Source organism: Acinetobacter sp. AHP123, assembly GCF_023757925.1.
Classification (GTDB): Bacteria; Pseudomonadota; Gammaproteobacteria; order Pseudomonadales; family Moraxellaceae; genus Acinetobacter; species Acinetobacter oleivorans.
This window is the reverse complement of sequence record NZ_CP092454.1, coordinates 1523495-1548206: the sequence shown is the minus strand read 5'-3', so window position 1 is coordinate 1548206 and position 24712 is coordinate 1523495. Positions and strand designations below refer to the sequence as shown.

The window sequence follows — 24712 nt, the reverse complement described above, 5'->3', positions numbered from 1 at the left end:
TCTTAAAAATCAAATGTTCAGCTGGTTTCAGTTAAAACCAAACCTGCACGTAAACCAATTTTCACATTTGGATTTGGAAATAAAATCCAGACTTGATCTTGCTCAACAACATAATTGCCAGAAGGTTGAGCTGCAATGATTTCACCTTTGGTAAAAGTCGAAAAATTTGGTGCTTCAGCCGATAAGTTCATCTGAAAATCTTCGTCTTTTTTAATTAAAGAGTCCGATACTTTAAAAACCCGAATTTTTGTTTTATTACGTGGTGGCAAAGCTTGCTCAGAAACCACATGACGAATAACTTCATCAATTGCAGCAAACTGGCTCAAGTCATTTTGTCCAAATGGTAAGGCTTTGCCTAACTCTAAAGTTGCGCTCGCAGCTTTAAAATTTTCACTAGTAAAATGCGTAAAGGTTTTACCGACCGCATTGTGGTAAACCAAAGCATCCAAGTCAGCTGCTTCAAGGCTCGCTGTCAAATCTGCATCATAAGCATGTGTTTGATAGGGAAATAAAGCAAACGTTGGCAATAAAGAAGCGCGAATTGCGGTGTGCAAATCATAGTGATAACGTTTTGCTTGGCTTGAACTTTCCTGAAAAAAAGTCGTAACCACTTGCTCTAAAACTTCAGCACGTTTTGATTCTTCAGTCACAGGTAGAGTTTTATACCCACCACAAAACATTCGGTTTACATCGTCATACACATAACGTTTACCTTGACGCATTGCATAAGGATTACCCAGTACAAACAGTAATCTCACAGCAAGGTTTAAACGTCCTGCAAACAAATCTGTGCATAGATGAGATAACAATTCAATTGGTGCTGTTTCATTACCATGTACTCCAGCTGACAGTACGACAGCTTTGTCGTACTGTGCATTTGGTGTACATTCAAGAATCCCCTCACCCAACCAACGCCAAGAAAAATTATTTTGTTTTCCTTCGCGGGTTTTAGGCTGCTCACCTTGTAAGGTTAATGCTAGAAAATCTTGCATGTCACCTCCTCATTATTTTTGGAAAGGATAAACCGAACCTAAACCTAAAATTTTGGTCAGTTCATCGAGTGCCATACGGCTTTCCATGAGTAAATGCGGATCAGCCAAATCTTCTTGTGCTAAACGATCACGATAATGTTTATCAACCCATTGATTGAGTGTGCCAAACAATTGATCATTCATTAATACTTTTGGATTTACAGCATTTAACTCAGTTTCGTTTAAAGCTACGCGTAAACGTAAACATGCCGGACCACCACCATTACGCATACTTTCACGTAAGTCATATACCTGAATAGCATCAATTGGTGTGCCCATCTGAACCATATCGTTCAGATAACCCCAAACTGCCTTATTCTGGCGAGACTCTTCTGGCACAACAATAGTCATTCCACCATCTGGACGAGTCAAAATCTGGCTATTAAATAAATAAGTTGCTACGGCATCATCAACAGTAACGCGGTTTTCAGGAACTTCAATCGAGATAAAATCTTCACCGATGCTTGCCATTTTCTGACGAATTTCAGCAAAAGCTTGATCTTGATTTAAGAATGCATGTTGATGATGGAATAAAACCTGTTGGTTACTTACCGCAATAACATCATTATGGAATACACCCTGATCAATTACATCCGGATTTTGTTGAACAAAAACGGTATGCGCATCATCTAAACGATGCAAACGTGCAATTGCTTCACTTGCTTCACGCGTCTGACGAGCTGGATAGCGTTTTGGTCCTGGTAAACCATTATTTAAATGTTGTTGACCATAAACAAATACTTGAACACCGCGCTTAGCATAATCACCACCTAAACGGTTGTGATTTGCTGCACCTTCATCACCAAACAAGGCCACTTGTGGTAAAGCTTCATGATGAACAAAATGACGTTCATTTTTAAAGATCGCTTGTAGGACCTGACTTGTAGTTTCAGCCTCAATTGAACGGTGAAACTTATTATTCAAGTTCGCTGCTGTAAAATGCACGCGTTCATCTTGGCTATCTGCCGAAGGTGAAACAGTTGCCGCATTTGCAGTCCACATTGGCGAAGCTGAACTTAGCGATGATAATAGTTCAGGTGAATGACGCATTGCTTGAGCAACTACGCTAATGTCATCTCCTGTAAAACCTAAACGGCGTAACATTGGAACATGTGGGCGCTCATGCGGAACAAGCACACCTTGTTTCATTCCCATGTCAGCCAAGGCCTTCATCTTTAGCAAGCCCTGTTTAGCTGCTAATTTTGGATTCGAGGCATTATTACGGTTTTTTGTCGATGCTTCATTACCAAACGACAAGCCCGCGTAGTGATGTGTTGGTCCCACCAAACCATCGAAATTTACTTCATATCCTTTCATTTTTCTTTCCCTAGTGTTTAAGGCAACACAATCCCTGGAGATAATTTTTCTGGTAAGGTTAAGCTGTCACTTTCAAGTGAAGCCATTGGCCAAGCACAATAATCAGCTGCATAAAAGGCACTTGCGCGGTGGTTACCAGATGCACCGACACCACCAAAAGGTGCAGCACTTGAAGCACCTGTTAATGGCTTATTCCAGTTCACAATACCGGCACGCGCTTCAATAAGTACTTGATCAAACAGTGCACGTTTTGGTGAAACCAGACCAACTGACAAACCAAAGCGAGTTGCATTCGCAATTTTTAATGCTTCTTCAAAGTTGTCATAACGTTGAATCGTCGTAAGCGGACCAAAATATTCTTCATCTGGAATATCAGTGATGCCTGTTACATCAACAATGCCTGGAGTAAGTAACGAACTATCTTCTTGCGGACGCGTCATTGGCAACAAGCTTTTTGCGCCAAGCTCAAGCAATTTTTGCTGAGCAAGCATCATATTTGATGCGGCAACTGACGAGATAACGCCACCCATAAATGGTTGTTGCTCATCGTTCCAACGACCAACTTTTAGATTTTTAGCAACTTCAACGAAACGTTGAATAAATGCATCACCTTCTGCGCCATTTTTCACCAAGATACGGCGTGCACATGTACAACGCTGACCCGCCGAAACAAATGCAGATTGAATAGTGAGATTAACTACAGCATCGACATCGATAATTTCATCAATAATCAATGCATTATTGCCACCCATTTCAAGCGCAAGGATTTTCTCAGGTGCACCCGCCATTTGCTTATGCAAGTGATAACCCGTGTTTGCACTTCCGGTAAACAATAAACCATCAATTTCATGTGAAGCAGCTAACGCTTCACCAGTGGTACGACCACCTTGCACCAAGTTCATAACACCATTTGGCAAACCAGCTTGCTGCCAAAGTTTTACAGTTTCTTCAGCAGTCCAAGGTGTTAATTCGCTTGGTTTAAATACCACGGTATTACCTGCTAGTAATGCAGGAACAATATGCCCATTTGGTAAATGGCCCGGGAAGTTATATGGACCGAAAACTGCAAGCACACCATGTGGACGGTGACGTAAAGATGCTACACCATCGGCCATTTCAGTTGAGCTTTCACCTGTACGCTGATGATAAGCACGGATTGAAATCGCAACTTTGCCAATCATTGATTGAACTTCAGTTAATGTTTCCCAAAATGGCTTACTGGTTTCTTGGCTAATTACTTCTGCTAAATGCTTTTTATTTTCTTCAAGCAAAGCTGCGAATTTCTCAACAATCGCTACACGTTCTGCAAGTGGCAAACGTGCCCATGCTGGAAATGCAGTACGCGCTGCCTGACAAGCTTGCTCTACATCAGCAGCAGTTGCTTCAGCACCTGACCATACAGTTTGGTTATCAACTGGATTTGTTTTTTCAAATGTTGTGCCGCTGCCTTGTAACCAGACACCGTTTATAAATAAAGAGTTTGACATCAGGATACTTCCATTGGATTTAGTGATAACACACGAACAACGTGACCTTCTTGTACACCGAGTTTTTCAGCTTGTTCATGTGTTAAATTTATAGTGTTATCAACAAGATCAAGCTTCATCAACATTGCCTTATAGTCATGATAATTATCATTGGCAACGAGATATTGGGTCTTACCGACCGCAGCTTCACTTGTAATTTTGACGTTTAAAAACTGACTTTCTTTTACTGCCCGCAATTCATCAATATTGGCTTCAATGGTTGGACCCGCATCAAAAATATCGACATATCCTTGATAGCGTAAGCCTTCTGACTCAAGCACATGGTAAGCAGGCAAAGTTTGTGGGTGCATTTTTCCAATCACCTCTTGCGCATCTTTTGGCAAGAGATCCACATAGACTGGAAAACGTGGCATAAGCTCTGCAATAAATACTTTTTGCCCAATTCCACTTAAATAGTCTGCTGTTGAGAAATCCATATTAAAGAAATGGTGACCAATCGCATCCCAAAATGGAGAACATCCATTTTCGTCTGAGAAACCACGCATTTCAGCAATTAACTTTTTCTCGAAATATTGCTTAAAGGCAGCAATAAACATAAAACGGATTTTCGATAAGAATTTACCGTTTTGGTTTTCACGACGCTCTGGATCTAAAAATAATGTACAGAGTTCACTACTACCCGTTCTGTCATTACTCAAAAATAAGGTAGGTAGTGACTTATAAACGTTTAGTGCTTTTGAAGCGTGTACTTGAGTACCAACATGAAAGTTGTACCAAGGCTCAATGAGTCCTACAGCAACTTCAATTGCGCTTAAACCAATAACACGTTGAGCTTCTGTATCTTCGAGAACAAACAGATAGCCTTGTTCACTTTTATGGACATTGCCATTTAAAGTATTGCGAGTACGTGAAATTCGAGCCGAAAGTGTATCCATATTTTGTGGCAAGGAAGTCAGGCCTACACCCGACTTACCCGCTAATTTATAAATATCTTCAAGGTCTCGAAACTCGGCATGACGGACAATCATCATGGCTAGCTTTCCTTTTTTTTTATTTAGCCAATTTAGCCAACGCTCTTTTTAAACGAGCAATCCCTTCATCAATATCTTGTTCAGGAATGATAAGCGACGGAGTAAAACGAACCACATTCGGGCCTGCAATTAAAGCAAGTAAACCTTCTTCACCCGCCCAAGTCGTAATATCTTTAGCTTTCCCTACATACTCAACTTTTAATTCACAGCCAATCAATAAACCTTGACCACGAATTTCTTCAAAAATCTGATGTTCAGCGTTTAATGCATTTAGTGCATCGAGGAAATATTGATGACGATGCTTCACACCTTCGAGTACTTCAGGCGTATTAATAAATTCGAATACTGCACCTGCAACTGCACTTGCTAATGGGTTACCACCATAAGTCGTACCATGTGTACCGACTGAAAAATGCGGAGCAAATTTATCAGTTGTTAACATTGCACCCACTGGGAAACCACCGCCTAGTGCTTTTGCAGTCGTTAACACATCTGGAATAACACCAGAGTTCATGTAGGCATACAGTGCACCTGTACGGCCAACGCCAGTTTGCACTTCATCAAAAATAAGTAAGGCACCGAACTCATCGCACAGTGCACGTAAACCTTTTAAAAATTCGATGTCAGCAGGAATAACGCCGCCCTCACCTTGAATCGGTTCAACAATGACTGCACATGTTTGCTCATTAATCACCGCTTTTGCAGCTTCTAAATCGTTAAAGGCAACGTGGTTAATTCCGTTTGGAAGTGGTGCAAAGTCTTGTGAATATTTAGGTTGACCGCCTGCCGAAACGGTAAATAAGGTACGGCCGTGGAAAGCGTTATTAAATGCCACAATGCCACTTTTGCCAGCAATGCCGCTGTCTAAACCAACTTTACGAGCCAGTTTTAAAGCAGCTTCGTTGGCTTCAGCACCTGAGTTACAGAAGAAAACCTTATCTGCAAATGTATTATCGGTGAGTTGTTTTGCAAGGCGTAGAACGGGTTCATTTGTATAACCGTTGCCTACATGCCAAAGTTTTGTTGCTTGTTCTGTTAAAGCATTCACTGCCACTGGATGCGCATGACCTAATGCGTTTACTGCAATCCCGCCTGCAAAATCAATATATTCTTTATTTTCTTGATCCCAAATACGTGAACCTTCGCCACGTACCGGAATGAAATTTGCCGGTGCAAAAACTGGAACCATCCAGTCGTTAAAGTTGCTTCGAGTTACAGAAATTGGCTGTTCCATGCTTACCTCAGTATTTATTTAATATATTCGATAACACTTAATTTTGAATAATTCAGAAAAAGGGGCTGAACAAATAACCCTATAACATCCTTAATATTTGCTCAGACCACTTTTCCTAAAAGTAATTTCCGCAGATTAGCCTGGGAAAATACCACGCTCTTTACGAGCTTTTAAAATACGCTCACATGCCAAGATGTAAGCTGCTGTACGTAAAGTACAAGCGTTACTGTTCGCTGTGTTCCAAACGTCATCCATAGCTTGAACCATCAATTTGTCTAAACGCTCATTGATTTCTTCTTCAGTCCAGAAGTAGCTCGCCATGTCTTGAACCCATTCGAAGTAACTTACAGTTACACCGCCGGCGTTACATACAACGTCAGGTACTACAACAATGCCACGCTCAACTAATACGTCTTCAGCTTTAGGATAAGTCGGGCCGTTCGCACCTTCTAAAATCAACTTAGCTTTAAGTTTTTCAGCACGTTCAACTGTGATTTGACCTTCTAACGCAGCAGGAATAATGATGTCTACATCTGCAGTCCAGAAATCTTCATCAGCAATTGCTTGCGCGCCAGCGAAACCACCAACACCACCTTGGTTTGCATTTACGTGTTCACGTAATGCAACAAGATCAATACCATCAGCATTGAAAATTGTGCCAGTGTGATCTTGAACGTGAGTGATTTTTGCTTTTGATTCAACAAATAAGAAAGCAGCTTCACTACCTACGTTACCAAAACCTTGGACAGCGATTTTCGCGCCTTCAATTGGTAAATTGATTTTTGCAGCTACTTCACGACCTGTAACGAATACACCACGACCAGTCGCTTTTACACGACCTAAAGAACCACCTAAGTGAACTGGCTTACCAGTTACAACACCAGTTACTGTGTAACCTTGGCTTGTAGAATAAGTATCCATCATCCAACCCATGATATTGGCATTTGTACCAACGTCTGGAGCTGGGATATCTTTTTGAGGCCCGATAATGTGACCGATTTCAGTCGTATAACGACGAGTTAAACGCTCTAATTCACGATTAGATAATTTACGTGGATCAACACGGATACCACCTTTTGCACCGCCAAATGGCAAATTCAAAACAGCAGTTTTAATTGTCATCCATGCAGACAACGCCATAACTTCGTTCAAATCAACATTCGGATGGTAACGAACACCACCTTTACCAGGACCACGAGACAAGTTGTGTTGTACGCGGTAGCCTTCAAAGTGCTGAATAGAACCGTCATCCATTACAATTGGCACGTCTACAATAAGTGCACGTTTTGGACGTTTTAAAGTGTCGATAAACTCAGCCAAGTGGTCTAAGTACGGAGCAACACGGTCAATTTGTGCCAAGTAAGTTTGCCATGCATCACTGTGTTCGTTTACGTATGAAAGATCTGACATCTTTTTTCCTATATACCTTCATAGACTCAGATTTGATAAATCTGTAATCTTTATTATTTAGCAACTAAAACCCTGAAATAACAGTGCTTTAGTTTATTTACTAAATCTTTTGCTCTTCTAAAGCATCAGATTTTTTAAATTCCATTTGTTGGTACTAAAAGTACGATTTACTTTTATATACCGATATCTTTTACAAGTTTTCTTTTGTCTAAATTGCTGTTTATAAAGAGAGTTTTATAAAAGCAAAAAACTAGCCACAACCCACTAAAACCAGCCGGCTGAAATATAAATACAAAAGAAGTGACATAACCGTTTGGGAGTTAAAAAGAACTATGATTTACAAAAACCATGAGTCCATAAAATTTTTTTGACTAATCGATAGATCCCTCCATTAGTCTTTTTAAAATAAACTTTGTTCAATAATCCTACAGATTAATTATTTCCACACATACTGCTTAAAATTAAGCCGCAACATAGATATAAAATCTTCCAATAAATATAGCATAGAGCAAGCTCATTTAGAACATTTTAAAATAAATAAGAAGAGAAAAAATAATCAAATCGAACGGACATTTATAATAAAAAAACAACAAATATTAAAAAATCCTTAACTTTAATAAAAAAATATTATAGAAAACACACAACCATAAATACAAAAAATGTAAATATTTTTATTAATATATAACAATAACTTAATAACTTTTAATTTTTAAAAAACCATCAAAAAATTATTTATTCTTCACATTAAATCCATATTACGTTCATTCAAGCCTTATATTCAAAAAAACTAAAAACAGCTCTTTATTAAATAACAAGACTAAACATAGACTTAATCAAATATTTATAATAAATAAATATTAATAAAAATCCGATCAGTGGTAAATTCATAAAACAATATTTGTTTTTATGATCAAAAATAAAAATTCATTTTTAAAAAAAATATATAAAATCCCCCCTTTTCTAATTTCCTACAGGCAATAAAAAAGCCCCAAATGGGGCCTTTAGACTATGCTTCAGAAAGCATATCTTTACTTAGCTCTACACCGCATCTTTCTTGTGATAAAAAATGAAGTAGCTCGCATAACACAAAAGAATGAAAACAATACAACAGATGAAGCCAACCTGCATCGAAGGATCGAATACCATGCTAATACAAGTAATAGCACAGAACAGACCACCCACGATTGGAGTCAAAGGAAATAAAGGAGCAGCAAAACGCAAATCTTTTGCAGTTTTACCTGATTTATACCACTGTCTACGGAAGTTGAATTGAGATACGCAAATTGCAATCCACACTACAACCATGGTGAAAGCAGCGACACCCAATAAATTCTTAAAAATAGTTTCAGGTGCAAATTGTTCTGAAAGTAAACCTGGTATAGCACCCAGCATTGTGACCACAATAGCTACAATAGGTGTTCCTGAAGGTGTAAGTTTAGAAAAGATTTTTGGTAATTGATTTTTTGCAGAAAGCGACCACATCATACGTGAAGCAGCAAATAAACCAGAATTTGCAGCAGAGAGTAAAGCCGTAATAATCACAAAGCGAATAATATCTTCGGCATACGGGATACCAATATAATTAAACACAGTCACAAATGGACTATTACTCACTTCATTACCACTCAAACCAGCAAGCTGGAATGGTAACAATGAACTAATTACAACAATTGTGCCGACAAAGAAAATCAGTAGTCGCCAAATAGCAGCATTGATTGCTTTAGGAACTGTCTGTGCTGGATTCTCCGCTTCTCCAGCTGCCACTCCAATTAATTCTGTACCCGAAAAAGCAAAATTAACAATCAGCATGGTTGTAAAAATTGGAAATAACCCATGTGGGAACCAGCCTTGGGCAGTTAAATTGCTAAACAACGGGGCAGTTTCGTGTCCGTGATAAGGAATAAAACCAAAAATCGCCAGCAAACCCAAGCCAATAAAACAAATAATCGTGACAACTTTCACAAGTGCCAACCAAAACTCTGACTCGGCAAATAATCGCGTTGAACTAATATTAATGAAAAATACTAAGGCACCAAAACATAATGTCCAAGCCCAAACCGAAGTAGAAGGAAACCACTCCCGAACCAGTAAAGCTGCGGCGGTAAATTCAGTTCCTAAAGTCGCGGTCCAAGTTAACCAATATAACCAAGTGATCATATAACCTGTACCCGGACCAATATAACGACGAGCGTACTCACCGAATGATCCTGATTCTGGTACATGTACCGCAAGTTCACCAAGACATAACATCACGGTATAGGCAATTAAACCGCCTAAAAAATAAGAAATAATTGCGCCAATTGGGCCAGCTTGGGAAATTACATCACCCGACCCTAAAAAAAGACCTGTACCTATGGCACCGCCAAGGGAGATCATCACCAAATGTCGAGTACTCATTGCTCGTTTCAAAGGTGCAGAACTTCCATGTTGCGATGCATCATTATTCCGATAATTTAATGATTGCATATAAAAAACTGTAACGACAATTTAGTAAAAAATCATTTTAGGAGAAAAAAATAAATATGCAATTATCTTTGAATAGTGAACTTATTTTAAGCAACCCCATCTTCTTTAAATAAAATAAATAACAAAAACATAATCTTACAAAAGGACATCGTTATTTATGTATTTTAATTAACCTAACACTATTTCTATAATTTATATATTAATAAAACCCATTTATTTTAAAATATAGTATTTATATTCACTACTAGTTATATCTACTTTTAATACAGTAAATATTCGCAGAACAAACCCACTATTTATTTAAATAATGAATTTCAAATTAATATACAAATAAGTTTATGAAAAAATATTTTTTAAGCAAAAAATAAAGCTCAAACCTAAAGGTCTGAGCTTTATTTAACCACTATCAAATTTTAAAAGTTGATCGAGGCTAGTTGTTCAGTCGGCTGAATTGAACCTTCTATAAATTCACACATCCCATGTTCATCACAAGATAAATTTAATTGCTTATAGCTGATTGCAAAACAATCGGAATATTTTTTGATTACAAATGGGCTCATATCAGATGATAAAGGTTCGTCGTGCTTGAACAATTTAATGACTTTGCGATCATTCATTCCCAACAAATAAGTTTCATTATTTAATTTAATATGCACTACACCAGTGTGTTCAGCCACAATTGGAATCAAATAAGACTTATTCGCCAGCAGAATATCTAGAGCGTAACTTTCAAACTTTGAATTAATGAGGTTGAATACCAAAATTGAGCCAAAGCTGGTCTGCAATCCTTCGTTATAATTTGCAGTGTCCTGAATTCGCTGTATTTTGATACCTAACTTTTGAAAGTCTAGCTCAGTTGCTTGCTGTGTCTTTATCAGACTACGAGTAATAGCCTGTTTAAGGGGGTTATCAAAATAACGCTCATCAAGCTGAAAATCATTTTGGCGTAATATTTTTAACAACATGTCATCATGATGTGAAAGTACATGCGCAAGTACATTACGGAAGTAAAACTTACTTTGCTTTTTGACCTTGCGAACCTGCTGATAAAAATAAATTTCATCAAATTCATGTTCAATAAAATCATGCAATAAACTTGAGCTTGCCAATACAGACAATGCTTCATGACCAGTAAATGGCAAATGAATCGTATGTAAGCTTGGTAATAGCTCTTTTATTTTTAGATAATGTTCACGGTCAGTTGAAAAATAAGGATCATAAACAATGACATATTCACGCGCTGCATCGACATCTTGCGACTGGATTTGCATGTCTTTATTTGCTACATCATCGAAAAACTCAGCATAGCGTCGATCTTCAACCTGCTCAGGATCAATTGAATATTGAGGCACAAATGCAATCACACGATTCATATTCAATAAATTAGAATATTTGATTGCTGCATAGCCGCCCATTGAACCGCCATAACCCACAATATTTTTAAAGCCTTCTAGAATAGGCGAAATCGCTTTTGCCAGCTCAATCATGCTCGCTTGAGGAAACCATGATTTTTGTTTTGGCATTACCCCAATAATATTATATTGGTATTTAATTAGGGACTTTTCAGCATTGATAGATAAGCCACTCGCTCGGGTAATCAAATCGCCAAAAGAGAGAACCAATGTATTAGAATCGCCTGATAAAAAAATGGCTCTAATGTGTTCGTCTTCAAAAATAATTTGCTTATCCATGCTCACACCGAAAGAAAATTTACTCCCACATACAACGTCAAAAATGAAACAAAATAGGTGTTTTGCCAATTTATGATTGCGGAGTATCTTATTTTATAGATGCCAGTCAGATTAAAAAGCGCAAAATATGACACAATCCTTACATCCTGCCGCTCAAAAAGGCTTCAGCTCAGCTGCTGAACTATATCAGCAAGTTAGACCTAATTATCCCGCAGAAATAGTAAGTTGGCTGCAAAATTGCCTACAAATACAGGAAAACTCTACTGTTATCGATCTTGGATCGGGTACTGGCAAATTCTTACCCTACTTAAAACAAACACATGCAGATGTTATTGCAGTTGAGCCAATTGGCGAGATGTTACAGCAGCTTCAACAAGTTTATCCTGATATTAAAACATTACAGGCTTTTAGCCATTCGATTCCTGTAGCAGACCATGAAATTGATGCCATTATTTGTGCGCAATCTTTCCACTGGTTTGACAACCTTGAGACCCTAACAGAAATGTATAGAGTATTAAAACCACAAGGACATTTAGGACTTGTTTGGAATCAACGCGACGAGCGTACGGATTGGGTGAAAGCCTTAGCTGATTTTCTACTTCCACTTGAAGGAGACACGCCGCGTTACCATAGTGAAAAGTGGAAACGTGTGTTTGAACAACAAGATTTATTCGTATTTGATAGCCTACAAACATTTACACAGTCGCAATGCGGTCCTGTCGAACAAGTCGTGAGTAAACGTTTGCTCTCTACGAGTTTTATTGCTGCAATGACTGAAAAAGATCAGTTACAACTCAAAGCACAGTTTGAAAAAATTGTTTATGATTTTACAGGATTAGGTCCTCAAGATCAGATTGATTTTCCATATGTCACATATGCATATCACTTTCAGAAAAGTACGTTACCCGTTAAATAATTAGTGAATAGGTTTGGTTGAAAGTTATGAAGAAGAAAACACCTCAAGTCATATTAATGTCTTTGCTTTGCTCTAGCCTATTACTTACTGCTTGTAAAAAAGCGGATGAGCCTGCTAAGACGGAGCAACCGTCTGCCACTTCATCTACAGATCAGGTTTTAGAAAAACTAAATGAAAGACCTGTTAAGACGTTCCCTGCCACTGCTGATGATGCACACGATATTGCACTTTTAGAGGACTATGACCGCCGCTTTACAGAAATGAGCGATGAGATGGAAAATGAGTTAGCAAAAATGCATGAAGCGGGAACACTCACAACAGATTTTGAGCAAAAACGTACACTCGATAATGTACGCTCTGCTCTAACCATGTTAAAAGATTTAGATTTAAAAACTGAACAAGGCCGTTATATTCAGGGACTACTTTATCAATATTGGGAAAACCAAGAAAAACACTATAGTGATAAGCACGCGACTAAAGATGAACAGATCAATGATCTTGCCGACTATTTACAAGCGCAAAATCAACTAAAGTATTGGAAAGCATCGCAGCAGAAATAAGTATTACTTTACTTATAAAAAAGCCTTCATATTTATGAAGGCTTTTTTCAAATTATATATTTTGCTTTTCAACCCAATGAATTGCCTGAACACGGAATAATTCACATGCACCATCACCCGTGTCGGTTGGCGTAAGTGAAGATTTCCAGACTAAGTTTTTGTCTTTAATCTCGACAAGATCCCCTTTTAGATAAACGAGATCACCACGTTTAACTTGTTTAATCTGCTGAGCAATTTCAGGGTTTGCAGGAATGATATGCATGTTAGACACCATTTGCATTGCTTGCTCTGCTGGAACAGGTAATTTAGGAATTTTCCAGTTTAAATAACGGTCATATTGTTTCACTGAAATATGACGTGCAATTTCAGGCTGGGCAAACAACCCCCAACTTACGGCATAGTCGATAGGAGAAAATTTAGCTTGTTCATCATTTTGATAGACTTTTGATCCCAAGATCCTGAAATTTCCTTGAAAAGGCTGTAACACAGAAATAGATTGATCTTTTTCTATCGGGTTCAAACCATTGGCAATATTATATTCACTTGAGGTCGATGCAAATGCTGAACTCATGCCAATAGCAGTCAGCAAGCCCATCATCAAACATTGTTTTTTCATCGCGTTACACCTCAAATATTGCCAGATCAAAGTGAATAGATCTTCAATTTATAGTAGCTTTAAGCGATGAAAAAAATATCGGAATTTAGTAACAATACAGATCAATTTCGTCTATTTTTGTGCTGAATTAAACAGTTTGTTAATCTTCAAAATCTATTCTCAAAGTTTCAAAACGAACCTTACCTTGTTGAACCGCTTGCGCAATGGCTTGCTGGCCCTTAGTCAGTCGAGCACCGCCACTTTTTACATCAAGTAGAATAATATTAATGTCTTCTGCCGTCCCATCACCATCACGAAAATCGGTATATCCATCAAAGATAATATAGTCCACCGGATCGCCCATGAATTTTGCATCGCTGGGTAGATACTGAAATTCAGGCAAAACTGGAGCAAATTGTTCTGCCATTTTTCCTTTCAACACAGCACGGCTTGTATTTACACTTCTCTTTTGTGCTTGAGTAAGAGCTTGTTGATGCTCTAATTCAAGTTCAGCAATATATTGCTCATATTCAGCCTTAATTCGACCATTCCGAGTGTTTGATAAAATAAGAGTAGTGATAATGATGCCAATTCCAGCACCAATAAGCATGGCAAGCCATACAGACATAAATTTTCCTTAAAAAGCGCGAATTAAGATTACAGATCTAATCATATCTAAAATAACGAAACAGCTTAAACTTTTGTCAAATGTGGTCATCTCCTTCACATAAAAAGATGCTAAGGTATAAAACATAAACAAATGTGCTGCTGAAAATAATTGGATTTATGAAAACGATACTTATTGCAAATCAAAAGGGCGGATGCGGAAAAACCATGACGGCCATTACGTTGGCAACAGCATTGGCACAAAAAGGATATAAAGTAGCATTAGCAGATTCGGACAATCAAAAATCGGCTTTACAGTGGTTAAAACAGCGCCCCGATGGTGTCGCAAAAATTCAAAGCCTCGACTGGCGTCATGAAAAATCAATTGGTGACGCGCCTAAAAATCTGGATTATTTAATTATTGATGCGCCTGGTGCACTTTCAGGTGAACATGCTGAGCAACTGATTAGTGAAGCTCATGCCATTATTACTCCACTTCAGCCTTCATTTTTTGATATAGACAGTACTCGTCGCTTTTTAAAGCATTTACAAGATATTAAGCGTATTCGTAAAGGCAAAGTTCAGATTTTACTTCTTGCAAATCGCGTAAAACCAAACAGTGCCAGTTCAAAAGATATTCAGCAGTTTTTTGAAAAAATTGAACAGGAACCTGTTGCTTGGATTGCTGAACGCACTGCATATGGTAGCTTAGCAATGCAAGGCTTAAGCATTTTTGATAAGCCTCAAAAAAACTTTATTACGATTCAAAATCAATGGCAACCTGTTCTAAACAAGTTAGTTGAAGATAAAGCTGAGTGGTTTTAAATGACTTTTAGTCTCTAAAAAGAGATGTATAAGGTTCTTTACATTACGGCCTTAAAATTTGCCTCAGGTTATTTTTCAGTTAATATGACTTTATTCTATGTAGAAAATTAGAGAAATATTGTTCGTGCATCCATACGCTCCTAATTTACAGCGCGTTTTATTGTTTGGGCTGTTTTTTATTTTGATTTTTTTAGGATTTAATATCCTGAAATATTTTATTGTTCCTGTACTTTGGGCTGCCATCATTGCTTATATGACTTGGCCTATTTATTTAAGAATTCAACGTTTTTTTGGAGAAACCCGTAATACTTTAAATGCAACTCTAATGATTAGTCTGGTCATTTTGGTTGTTGGCGTCCCTTTTACATGCGCTATTTTTATTTTGCAGCATGAAGGCCGCAACTTATATTTTGACTTACAACGTCAGGTTTTTTCAGGTCATTTAAGTGTTCCTGATTTTATTCGTGATCTTCCTTTTGTTGGAAAAGAAATTTCTCGCACACTCAATGAGTTAAATAACGATCCTAATAGCACGATTCAAAATGTTGCAGCTTGGGTACAAAGCCACTTAAGTTATGGCCGTGTACTGCTCGGTGAAATTAGTAAAAATATTGTCAAACTTGGCTTTGCTGTATTTAGCCTATTTTTCTTCTACCGTGATGGTCAAATGATTTTGTCTCAGGTGAGCAAAGCCTTAGAAATGGTTATAGGCCCCCGTATTCACCATTATCTCGATACGATTTCGGAGACGACTCGTGCTGTAGTCTATGGCGTGGGTTTAACTGCAATTGCTCAAGCTGTTTTAGCTGGATTAAGTTATTTCGTAGCAGGTGTCCCAAACCCAATGGTACTTACCATTGCTACTTTCTTATTGGCTTTAATTCCATTTGGTACACCAATTTCCTATTTAGGGGTCGGTCTATGGTTGTTCTCTCAGGGACAAACTATGGAAGCAATTGGTGTAGTGGTTTGGGGTGTAGTGATTGTTAGTAGCTCAGATAATGTGATTCGACCACTTGTGATTTCTGGCGCCACAAAAATTCCATTCTTATTAATTATGTTTGGTGTATTAGGCGGTATTGCTAGTTTTGGATTAGTAGGTTTATTTATTGGACCTGTAATTCTAGCTATTTTATTGGCAATTTGGCGTGAATGGTTACATGAAACCATTGAGCCTGAACCTATGCCTAAAACGACTATGATCTATGATTCTGAAAATGAATCTTCTAATGATAAAGAGTGATCCTATTTATTTAATTTAAAAATGTTTCTAGATACAAATTAACTATTTAAATTAACTTGTAGGTTAAACCTTCGTTTGTTTGAATCAAACAATCATATATATTTATAAGGACATCCGATCATGCAGATGTTTAATAAAATTGGCGCAGTCTGTGCGCTTACAGCTTTTTTTACGGTTGGCTGTAGTTCAGTCACAAAAACTGTATCAGATACAGCTCAAGCATTAACGACAATGCATACGAAAAAAGTGGTCGATGTAAATGAAGTGACTGCCGCTGGTATTGGTAAAAAATTAGGTACGATTAGCTTTCAAGATAGCGACAAAGGTTTAATTATTACGCCTGCTCTAGCTGACTTACCAAGTGGTACACGCGGCTTCCATATTCATGAAAATGCCTCTTGTGAACCAGCTGTAAAAGATGGGAAACCGGGTGCTGCCTTAGCTGCTGGTAGTCACTACAACCCGAATCAAGCTCCTCATCACGGTACTCCAACAACTGGCCACTTAGGTGATTTACCTGCTTTAGTAGTCGATAATACTGGTGTTGCAACGACTGCTGTAATCGCACCTCGATTGAAACTTGCTGATCTTCAAGGTCGAGCTATCATGATTCATGCGGGTGGTGATAACTACTCAGACTCACCTCTTCCTCTCGGTGGTGGCGGAGCACGAATTGCATGTGGTGTGATTAAATAATTTATGTCTTTTTCAAATTGTGGGTATCTAAAAAGATATCCACAATTTTGTTAATTTATTGATCGTTACAACTTGATTTAAGTCTAATAAAATCTTAAAAAATGACTGACTTTTGTAGATAAAAAGAATAATATTTTTGAAGTAATAAAAATTTAAAGTTACATACTGCTTTCTCACGTATTCTCTAATTTAGAACAAAAGCCGTGAACTATCTGACCCAAATATTTAATAGTTTTAAGACAAACTCGATTTTAATTTATTGCCTGCAAATTTTGATTGTACTCACAGGCACAACTTTGGGTTTACTTTGGCTGGGCCATAACGAACTCATCGTTCCCGTGACTTTAGGCGCAATTGCAGCAGCGTTAACCGACTTTGATGATCGCTTAAGTATTCGATTACGTAACTTGGTTTACGTCTGCCTCCTCTTTTTTACAGTCAGTAGTATTCTTGGCTTTTTAGCTCCCTACAAAATTTTCTTTATTTTATATCTTTCTCTTTCGAGTGCTTTTTTCATTTTATTAGGCGCTTTAGGGCAACGTTATGCCACAATTTCGTTTGGCACTATTTTGCTTTCCATTTATAGCATGTTCGGTTTAGGAGAATATGCACACTGGTATCAACAACCTACCTACTTTGTTTATGGTGCTTTGTGGTACGGCTTTACATCTATTTTGTTTTTTATTATTAAGCCGACACTTCCCTTACAAGATAAACTCTCACAAATTTTTAAAGAAATTTCTGTTCTACTACAAGCAAAAGCACGTTTGTTTGATCCCGACAATAAAGAGAATGTAGAACAACTTTTATATGAACTGTCCTTACAAAATACGCAAGTTGCTCAAAGTCTCAATCAAATACGTAGCTCCCTCCTCACTCGACTCAAGGCTTCACGTGTCAGTAATAAAAGTATTTATTGGCTAAACCTGTATTTTTTTGCGCGGGACATTCACGAGCAAGCAACCTCTAATTATTTACATTACGAACATATTCAACAGAACTTCAGCCGTAGTGATCTTATTTTCCGTTTCCAGAAAAACCTGCGCCTACAAGCACAAGCGTGCCAAGATCTAGCTCAGTGTATTTTGCATAATCGACCCTCTCAGCCTTCGCAAGAAAGCCGGACGGTATTGAACCATTTGGAAAGTTCTTTAAAGGACTGGATACAACAGCATCCACAAAACTTTGAAGTTAAAAATTTAAGACTTATTTTTGATAATTTAAAAGGGATGCATGAACAGTTTGAACAACTACAATATGCACAGCCCTTTCCTGAAAATAATACTCAAACAAGACAAGAACACTTAAATTTACTTGATGATGATATTCAAGGGTTTTCAGATCTGATCTTAAAACTCAGGCAACAGCTTACACCACAGTCGGCCTTATTTAGACATGCCATACGAATTGCAGTCGTTTTCGCCGCAGGTTATGCCATTTCATTATTACCATTTGCTCAGCATGGCTATTGGATTTTACTGACTAGTTTATTTGTCTGTCAGATCACTTATTTTGCGACTAAAAGCCGTCTTAAACTAAGAACGATTGGCACCTTACTCGGTGTTTTATTAGGAATACCTATTCTATATTTTGTACCGAGTATTGAAGGCCAGCTCATCATTACGATTATTTGCGGAGTCTGTTTTTTCTACTTACGGCAAAAGAAATATGCATTGGCTACACTTATGGCCACCCTCATGGTGCTATTAATTTTTAACTTAAAAGGTGCAGGCTACAGCATTATTTTACCCCGTCTGATAGATACGCTATTAGGCTGTTTTATTGCATGGCTTGCCGTAAACTTTATTTGGCCTGATTGGAACTTCCGCAATATTCCTAACAATATTAAGAAAAGTAGCAAAGCGACCTTAGATTATTTCAATGTGATTGTTGAGCAATATCAATATGGGAAAAATCAGGATATAGAATACCGTCGAATTCGTCGTGCTGCCCATAATGCTCAAATCGAGCTATCGAACATGATCTCGAGTTTAAGTGCTGAACCGACTCCAAATCCTCAGCTCATTCATTACGCTTTTCGCTATTTGGTTTACAGCCATAGCCAGCTGAGCTATGTGGCAGCGTTAGGTAGCCAACGGCAGAAAATTGATGAAGAGCAGGTTTTACAATTATTACTACGCTGTCAAGAAATTTTGAGCCAGAGCGTACTTGGGCAAACCCTACCCGACCACACGCTCATTTCTCAAGTTTTAATAGAAATTCAGGACTTAACAGCTCAAGAACAGCTATCTGAGAAATACACCTTGGTATTGAAACAAATCAGTTTATTGTTAGAAACATTACCAGAATTGCTGATGCTTAAAGATAAGCTGTTAGAGCAAGAAATTACCTAATATTAAAAAAAATACCGGAATATAAATTCCGGTATTTTTTAATTTAATCATTTCCTTCGAGCTTTCTTTCTTGCATTTCCTGCTTTAAAGCACTTCGTGGCTGAGTAAACCAAAGAGCAATAAAGGTAAATGCTGATAATACAAAGGCCCATAAATGAAATTGTGTATAGAGGTAACGTACCAGCTCAATCATGGCAAAGAAGCTCATCATCAATAGCATCGAAACTGCCGCTGCAACAGTTCCTTTTGATACTTCAGATGACATGAGTGCAAAGCGATATAAGACTGAAAAGCTAATTCCCTCACCAAAACAGATGAGCGTCATGCCTGTAAGCAAACAAGGAATTAAATAGGTTTGCCACACCACTCCTAATATTAAAATGAGTGTCCCAATCAGCATAATCGGCAAGCCAATTAGAATAGTTTTACCTAAAGCTAGACGGTCAATAATTTTAATTAAGACAATGTTACCTACAATGAGACCAACAAATACTGGAAATTGAGCCAAGCCATATTGCACACTAGTGAGCTTTAACTCATCTACCAAAATGATTGGAGATAAAGCAATCCAAAGCATTAAAGGCATGCCCACCAACGGTAAGGCAAGACTTAAGCCTAAAAAACGGCGGTTAGTAAACACCTTTTTAAAATCATCAAAAAGATAACTAAAAGGTTGTCGAGTTACACTGGCTTGCTGACTTGGCATCTGTTTTTTCAAACCGACCCAACTGAGTAATGCCAATACAGCAATGGCGACAAAGCCCCAATGCCAAGACACATAATCAATTAAAAAGGCTCCAAGTACAGGCCCCAACAATGGTGCAAGCAATGAGATATTTGCCATGAGTGCCATAACTTTAATTGCATCACGCTCAGCAAAACTCTCTTGAATAGCGGCATAACCGACTGCGGAGATTACAGTTAAGCCAATTCCTTGCAAAAATCTTAATGCTAAAAACTGTTCTATTTGCCGCGTTAGTAAAATTAAAAAGCAGCATAGAGCAAAAAACAAAACCCCTGCTAGCAGTACTTTTTTACGTCCGAGACGATCTGACAATGGTCCAAGTAACCACGCAACTGTAGCGCCACCTAATAAATAAAATGACATTGAAGATGGTGCCCAAGTGGCATTTACACCAAAATCTTCAGTAATTGCCAACATTGCTGGCTGAATAAGGTCATTGCCAATATAAACCGCAAATTCAAATAGCACTAAGGCCAAAGGAAACATCAACGTTGTACGGTTCAACGTTGTCGTTTGAATATTTTTCATGAGTTGTACACTTCAAAATAGCGGCCATATGTCTGTACGACTACCTATAAAATAAGATGTAGTCATGACGATGACAGTATGGTCTATCAATCTTTAGTTAAGTTTTTATATGCCGTGAGAGTGCATGTTTAGAATGTGAAACACCGTATTCACAAGGTGTCTAAAACGAGAAAAAATGTATGACGTGAGATTCGGTAATTTTTACCAATTGGCACAATTGCCGAGCGCAACAATAGCACTTTTTAAATTGATCAGCAATCATGCAATTTCAAGAAGCTTAAATTTCAGTTTTTTGCACTAAAAGACCCACAAATTCTTATTGTGCACAAACTCAAAGTTATCCACATATTCGATAAAAAATTAAGCATTAAGGACAAGGATTAACTTGAAAGTCTGGGGCATCTTGTCCTTGTGTACATTGATAGCTTTGCTTTTTATTTACAATTTTCCAGACTTGCTGGTCTCGCTTTAATAAATATTCTGTACGGACTTTTGTTATCGCATCTTCGCTCGGATCTATCTGTAAAATAGTAACTTGAGCATTAGAGGGATCATCGGCAGCATTCATTTGCTGTGAAATATCCAAATTGTTTGCATCATTTAAGAGATCGGGCTGATCAAGTAATACCGCTTGTATCGGGCTATCAGCAAGTTGAGCAGAAGAATTTTTCGCTGGGGAACAAGCCGTTAGCGTTACAAGGCTAAAGGCAATCAGCAAACTCATTTTTCTCATACGTGATCTCTTAGATTTACTCAAATTTAATGCTAAAGACTACAAATAATTTTTTCCGTTCTACTTTGTAAAGTGTTTATCTTTAAAGTGGCAAATAAAATGATGCATCAAATCAATATTAGTGATTTTTAATCAATAATATTTTTCCAATTACTACATTTTTCTCTAAGAGTAAGTTCTTTAAAGTACACATCAAATTTAGGAATTTAATTAGAGTAACTCTCATGAGCAATATTTTAGTGATTAATGGCGCCAAACAATTTGCCCATTCAAATGGTGAATTAAATGACACGCTAACGGCATTGGCAACCGACCATCTCACTGAACTAGGCAATGAAGTTCAAGTGACTCGTGCAGATAGCGACTACAATGCAGAAACTGAGGTAGAAAAATTCTTATGGGCAGATGTTGTTATTTATCAAATGCCAGGTTGGTGGATGGGCGCACCTTGGACTGTGAAAAAATATATTGATGATGTATTTACGACAGGTCACGGTTCACTTTATGCAAGTGATGGTCGTAGCCGCTCTGATGCTTCAAAAAAATATGGTTCAGGTGGTTTAATTCATGACAAAAAATATATGCTGTCACTCACTTGGAATGCACCAATGGAAGCATTTGACGATGCAGATCAGTTCTTCCACGGCGTAGGCGTAGATGGTGTTTATTTACCATTCCATAAAGCTAATCAGTTCTTAGGCATGGGTACATTACCGACTTTTATTGTAAACGACGTGATTAAAATGCCTGACATTGATAGTTATGTTGAAGAATATAAAACACACTTAAATAGTGTATTTGCAGCAGCTTAATAAGGAGAAATCCATGCTAACCATTATTGCAGAAATTCGCACCAAATCAGCTGGACAGCATCGTCAAAACGTATTGGATGCTTTTCAAAAAATTATTCCAACTGTTTTAGCAGAAGATGGTTGTCATGGTTATGAACCTTTAATTGATCACAAATCAAATGCGAGCTTCCAAACCCACGAGCCTGACACGATTGTGATGTTAGAAAAATGGGAAAGTGTTGCTCATCTTGAGGCACATTTGGCTACACCTCATATGCAAGCACATCATGAAGCAGTTAAAGATGATGTCATTGATGTCAAAATTAAAATTTTAGAAAGCGGCGTATAATTTACCCCATAAAAAAGACGATATATTTATCGTCTTTTTTTGTTTTTATGAACAAAGCTGTGTTTGGAAACCTCTAGAGCCTTTCCCTCTCGCACACTGATAGCTTTTTTGCTTATTCTGCAACTGCCACTTTTCATCGACTAATTTAAATGCATATTCTGTTCGAATAGCAGAGACAGAGTCATCCATTAAACCTGTTTGAATGACAACAATACGAGAAACAGTTGGGGATTCTACTCGGTTAAACACTTGCTGAACTGAGGTATTGTTATGCTCTTTTACAATCTCAGGTTGAGCTTTAAGTACTTGTTGCATTGGGGTTTCAGAACCCACAAAAGGAATTAGTTTACTGGTCGTCGCACATCCAGTGAAAAGTCCAGCGCAGAGCGCTGAAATTAAAAATAAACGTTGCATTTTTATCACCAAAAACAAAAGGCATAGCTTTATGATGCTATGCCTTTGTCGGTTACTCTGTAGAAACTATGTAGTCCTACAAAATAGATCTAATTTAAAGATCAAATAATTTACCTGGGTTCATCAAACCATTCGGATCAAATACTTTCTTCAAAGCTTTCATATATTCAATTTCTTCAGGCGAACGTGAATACTCCAAATACGGCTTTTTCGTCATACCTACGCCATGTTCAGCAGAGATTGAACCATCGTATTTTTTCACGGTATCAAACACATATTTATTCACAATCTGACACTTCGCAAAGAACTCATCTTTGGTTAAGTTTTCAGGTTTTAAAATATTTAAGTGCAAGTTACCATCACCGATATGACCGAACCAGCAAATTTCAAAATCAGGATAGTTCTCTTGAACAATTGCATCAATCTCACGAATAAATGCAGGCACGTGAGTAATTAACACTGAAATATCGTTTTTATATGGAATAAACGGCGCGATTGATTCAGAAATATCTTCACGTAAACGCCATAAACTTTCGACTTGGTCAAGGCTCTGGCTCATTACACCATCAAGTACCCAACCCTGCTCCATACAATGCTCGAAAATTTCCATTGCTTTATCGAGAATCGGCTCATATGGTGCTTCAAACTCAAGCAATACATAGAACGGACATTCAGTTTCAAATGGGCGTTGTACATGCCCATGATCTAAAACTTTTTGCATTGCAAGTTCACCAAAGAACTCAAATGCAGTTAAATCGATATCTTTTTGGAACGCATGTAATACAGGCATTACTGCATCAAAATCTGGAACACCTAACACTAAAACTTGTAAGTTTTGTGGTTGACGCTCTAGTTTAATTTCTGCTTCCGTCACTAAACCTAATGTACCTTCACCACCAATAAACAAATGCTGTAATGCATAACCAGTTGCATTTTTAACCATGCCTTTGTTTAAACGTAAAATATCGCCTTTACCAGTGACAACAGTTAAACCAAGCACCCAATTACGTGTCATGCCGTATTTAATAACTTTAATACCACCAGCATTGGTACCGATATTACCGCCAATCTGGCTAGAACCCGCTGACGCGAAATCAACCGGATAATACATCCCTTGCTCTTCAGCATAGTTTTGCAATTGTTCAGTTACAACACCAGCTTGCACTCGTACCATACGATCTGCTGGGAAGAACTCAAGAATCTGGTTCATTTTGTCCATGCTAATGACAATTTCACCATTGGTTGCTACAGCGCCAGCAGAGAGACCAGTACGACCGCCTGACGGTGTAATCGCGATATTAAACTGGTTCGCAAGCTTTACAACTGCCTGAACTTGTTCTGTGGTCGATGGAAAAACGATGACCGATGGGTTCGGATTAAAATGCTTGGTATGATCTTTACCCCAGTTTTCGAGACTATCAGCATCGGTTTTAATACGGTTTTCACCGACGATTGCTGTTAATTGGGTGAGTAACTCAGGTGTTAAAGCGACTGGAGCATTCATCGTTTGCAGACCTAGCAAGAAGTAAACTATGGTGGGACTATGACTTCATATTTTCAGGGTTCTCACCTGAGCAAAGCCATAATGTTCAAGGAACTCCTATATTCTACATGCAACAGCTCAAGCGATAAAGTTCAGAATAGAGATACTGTCACTACAAAACATGTTTAACGTAAATAAATGCTTTTC

At 37.9% G+C, this 24712-nt stretch carries 22 protein-coding genes; 8 read left to right on the top strand and 14 right to left on the bottom strand.

Annotation, left to right across the window (positions count from 1 at the left end; translation table 11 throughout):
* Positions 1-17 precede the first annotated feature (17 nt).
* The 8 genes from astE to MJX77_RS07330 all read right to left on the bottom strand — a co-directional run bounded on the left by astE (position 18) and on the right by MJX77_RS07330 (position 11667).
* Positions 18-992: a succinylglutamate desuccinylase gene (gene astE / locus MJX77_RS07365; protein ID WP_252061065.1), complete on the bottom strand. Its 975-nt coding sequence runs from the start codon at positions 990-992 to the stop codon at positions 18-20.
* Between the two features lie 12 nt (positions 993-1004).
* Positions 1005-2348: an N-succinylarginine dihydrolase gene (gene astB / locus MJX77_RS07360; protein ID WP_004789725.1), complete on the bottom strand. Its 1344-nt coding sequence runs from the start codon at positions 2346-2348 to the stop codon at positions 1005-1007.
* A 17-nt stretch (positions 2349-2365) separates the two neighbouring features.
* Entirely contained in the window at positions 2366-3835 is a 1470-nt protein-coding gene (astD, locus tag MJX77_RS07355; protein ID WP_013196744.1) for a succinylglutamate-semialdehyde dehydrogenase, read from the bottom strand.
* Positions 3835-4866: an arginine N-succinyltransferase gene (gene astA / locus MJX77_RS07350; protein WP_005301103.1), complete on the bottom strand. Its 1032-nt coding sequence runs from the start codon at positions 4864-4866 to the stop codon at positions 3835-3837. Before astA ends, astD begins: the two co-directional genes overlap by 1 nt.
* A gap of 19 nt (positions 4867-4885) precedes the next feature.
* Complete coding sequence (locus tag MJX77_RS07345) at positions 4886-6100, bottom strand: aspartate aminotransferase family protein (RefSeq protein WP_252061063.1); 1215 nt, start codon at positions 6098-6100, stop codon at positions 4886-4888.
* 135 nt (positions 6101-6235) lie between these two features.
* Positions 6236-7510, bottom strand: coding sequence for a Glu/Leu/Phe/Val family dehydrogenase (locus tag MJX77_RS07340; protein ID WP_013196743.1), 1275 nt, complete (start codon positions 7508-7510; stop codon positions 6236-6238).
* 1038 nt (positions 7511-8548) lie between these two features.
* On the bottom strand, positions 8549-9976 hold the full coding sequence (locus tag MJX77_RS07335; protein WP_252061061.1) for an amino acid permease: 1428 nt from the start codon (positions 9974-9976) through the stop codon (positions 8549-8551).
* Between the two features lie 413 nt (positions 9977-10389).
* A complete protein-coding gene (locus MJX77_RS07330; protein WP_252061060.1) occupies positions 10390-11667 on the bottom strand; it encodes a hypothetical protein in 1278 nt (425 codons plus the stop codon).
* A 127-nt stretch (positions 11668-11794) separates the two neighbouring features.
* Between MJX77_RS07330 and MJX77_RS07325 the strand changes: the two genes are divergently transcribed.
* The gene (locus MJX77_RS07325; protein WP_252061059.1) at positions 11795-12583 is read left to right on the top strand and encodes a class I SAM-dependent methyltransferase; all 789 of its coding nucleotides are present in this window, start codon (positions 11795-11797) and stop codon (positions 12581-12583) included.
* A 26-nt stretch (positions 12584-12609) separates the two neighbouring features.
* Positions 12610-13143: a hypothetical protein gene (locus tag MJX77_RS07320; RefSeq protein WP_023274370.1), complete on the top strand. Its 534-nt coding sequence runs from the start codon at positions 12610-12612 to the stop codon at positions 13141-13143.
* Between the two features lie 52 nt (positions 13144-13195).
* Here MJX77_RS07320 and MJX77_RS07315 read toward each other — a convergent pair whose 3' ends face one another.
* Both MJX77_RS07315 and MJX77_RS07310 read right to left on the bottom strand, forming a co-directional pair.
* Positions 13196-13759: a hypothetical protein gene (locus MJX77_RS07315; protein WP_013196738.1), complete on the bottom strand. Its 564-nt coding sequence runs from the start codon at positions 13757-13759 to the stop codon at positions 13196-13198.
* 139 nt (positions 13760-13898) lie between these two features.
* Entirely contained in the window at positions 13899-14366 is a 468-nt protein-coding gene (locus tag MJX77_RS07310; protein ID WP_002116954.1) for a Holliday junction resolvase-like protein, read from the bottom strand.
* A gap of 158 nt (positions 14367-14524) precedes the next feature.
* Here MJX77_RS07310 and MJX77_RS07305 point away from each other — a divergent pair, with 158 nt between their 5' ends.
* From MJX77_RS07305 to yccS, 4 genes are all read left to right on the top strand, one after another.
* Positions 14525-15169 carry a ParA family protein gene (locus MJX77_RS07305; protein ID WP_013196737.1) on the top strand — a complete coding sequence of 215 codons (645 nt, stop codon included), beginning with the start codon at positions 14525-14527 and terminating at the stop codon, positions 15167-15169.
* Positions 15170-15293: 124 nt separating this feature from the next.
* A complete protein-coding gene (locus tag MJX77_RS07300; RefSeq protein ID WP_005301078.1) occupies positions 15294-16412 on the top strand; it encodes an AI-2E family transporter in 1119 nt (372 codons plus the stop codon).
* 126 nt (positions 16413-16538) lie between these two features.
* Entirely contained in the window at positions 16539-17108 is a 570-nt protein-coding gene (sodC, locus tag MJX77_RS07295) for a superoxide dismutase family protein (RefSeq protein ID WP_081402079.1), read from the top strand.
* Between the two features lie 203 nt (positions 17109-17311).
* Positions 17312-19462, top strand: a complete 2151-nt coding sequence (yccS, locus tag MJX77_RS07290; protein ID WP_252061058.1) for a YccS family putative transporter — start codon at positions 17312-17314, stop codon at positions 19460-19462.
* A 43-nt stretch (positions 19463-19505) separates the two neighbouring features.
* Here the strand turns inward: yccS and craA are convergent, their stop codons facing one another.
* Positions 19506-20735, bottom strand: coding sequence for a chloramphenicol efflux MFS transporter CraA (gene craA, locus MJX77_RS07285; RefSeq protein ID WP_252061056.1), 1230 nt, complete (start codon positions 20733-20735; stop codon positions 19506-19508).
* A 367-nt stretch (positions 20736-21102) separates the two neighbouring features.
* Positions 21103-21468, bottom strand: coding sequence for a hypothetical protein (locus MJX77_RS07280; protein ID WP_252061055.1), 366 nt, complete (start codon positions 21466-21468; stop codon positions 21103-21105).
* Positions 21469-21692: 224 nt separating this feature from the next.
* Between MJX77_RS07280 and MJX77_RS07275 the strand changes: the two genes are divergently transcribed.
* Entirely contained in the window at positions 21693-22280 is a 588-nt protein-coding gene (locus tag MJX77_RS07275) for an NAD(P)H-dependent oxidoreductase (protein WP_252061054.1), read from the top strand.
* Between the two features lie 13 nt (positions 22281-22293).
* Entirely contained in the window at positions 22294-22608 is a 315-nt protein-coding gene (locus tag MJX77_RS07270; RefSeq protein WP_013196729.1) for a putative quinol monooxygenase, read from the top strand.
* Positions 22609-22653: 45 nt separating this feature from the next.
* Here MJX77_RS07270 and MJX77_RS07265 read toward each other — a convergent pair whose 3' ends face one another.
* Positions 22654-23022: a hypothetical protein gene (locus tag MJX77_RS07265; protein ID WP_004789750.1), complete on the bottom strand. Its 369-nt coding sequence runs from the start codon at positions 23020-23022 to the stop codon at positions 22654-22656.
* Positions 23023-23116: 94 nt separating this feature from the next.
* Positions 23117-24526 (bottom strand): D-2-hydroxyglutarate dehydrogenase, encoded by a 1410-nt coding sequence (locus MJX77_RS07260; RefSeq protein WP_252061053.1) that lies wholly within the window; start codon positions 24524-24526, stop codon positions 23117-23119.
* Between the last annotated feature and the right edge of the window lie 186 nt (positions 24527-24712).

Excerpts from the sequence above, each read along its gene's own strand:
- astE (WP_252061065.1), bottom strand. The coding sequence starts at position 992 with ATGCAAGATTTTCTAGCATTAACCTTACAAGGTGAGCAGCCTAAAACC.
- astB (WP_004789725.1), bottom strand. The coding sequence starts at position 2,348 with ATGAAAGGATATGAAGTAAATTTCGATGGTTTGGTGGGACCAACACAT.
- astD (WP_013196744.1), bottom strand. The coding sequence starts at position 3,835 with ATGTCAAACTCTTTATTTATAAACGGTGTCTGGTTACAAGGCAGCGGC.
- astA (WP_005301103.1), bottom strand. The coding sequence starts at position 4,866 with ATGATGATTGTCCGTCATGCCGAGTTTCGAGACCTTGAAGATATTTAT.
- MJX77_RS07345 (WP_252061063.1), bottom strand. The coding sequence starts at position 6,100 with ATGGAACAGCCAATTTCTGTAACTCGAAGCAACTTTAACGACTGGATG.
- MJX77_RS07340 (WP_013196743.1), bottom strand. The coding sequence starts at position 7,510 with ATGTCAGATCTTTCATACGTAAACGAACACAGTGATGCATGGCAAACT.
- MJX77_RS07335 (WP_252061061.1), bottom strand. The coding sequence starts at position 9,976 with ATGCAATCATTAAATTATCGGAATAATGATGCATCGCAACATGGAAGT.
- MJX77_RS07330 (WP_252061060.1), bottom strand. The coding sequence starts at position 11,667 with ATGGATAAGCAAATTATTTTTGAAGACGAACACATTAGAGCCATTTTT.
- MJX77_RS07325 (WP_252061059.1), top strand. The coding sequence starts at position 11,795 with ATGACACAATCCTTACATCCTGCCGCTCAAAAAGGCTTCAGCTCAGCT.
- MJX77_RS07320 (WP_023274370.1), top strand. The coding sequence starts at position 12,610 with ATGAAGAAGAAAACACCTCAAGTCATATTAATGTCTTTGCTTTGCTCT.
- MJX77_RS07315 (WP_013196738.1), bottom strand. The coding sequence starts at position 13,759 with ATGAAAAAACAATGTTTGATGATGGGCTTGCTGACTGCTATTGGCATG.
- MJX77_RS07310 (WP_002116954.1), bottom strand. The coding sequence starts at position 14,366 with ATGTCTGTATGGCTTGCCATGCTTATTGGTGCTGGAATTGGCATCATT.
- MJX77_RS07305 (WP_013196737.1), top strand. The coding sequence starts at position 14,525 with ATGAAAACGATACTTATTGCAAATCAAAAGGGCGGATGCGGAAAAACC.
- sodC (WP_081402079.1), top strand. The coding sequence starts at position 16,539 with ATGTTTAATAAAATTGGCGCAGTCTGTGCGCTTACAGCTTTTTTTACG.
- craA (WP_252061056.1), bottom strand. The coding sequence starts at position 20,735 with ATGAAAAATATTCAAACGACAACGTTGAACCGTACAACGTTGATGTTT.
- MJX77_RS07280 (WP_252061055.1), bottom strand. The coding sequence starts at position 21,468 with ATGAGAAAAATGAGTTTGCTGATTGCCTTTAGCCTTGTAACGCTAACG.
- MJX77_RS07275 (WP_252061054.1), top strand. The coding sequence starts at position 21,693 with ATGAGCAATATTTTAGTGATTAATGGCGCCAAACAATTTGCCCATTCA.
- MJX77_RS07270 (WP_013196729.1), top strand. The coding sequence starts at position 22,294 with ATGCTAACCATTATTGCAGAAATTCGCACCAAATCAGCTGGACAGCAT.
- MJX77_RS07265 (WP_004789750.1), bottom strand. The coding sequence starts at position 23,022 with ATGCAACGTTTATTTTTAATTTCAGCGCTCTGCGCTGGACTTTTCACT.
- MJX77_RS07260 (WP_252061053.1), bottom strand. The coding sequence starts at position 24,526 with ATGAATGCTCCAGTCGCTTTAACACCTGAGTTACTCACCCAATTAACA.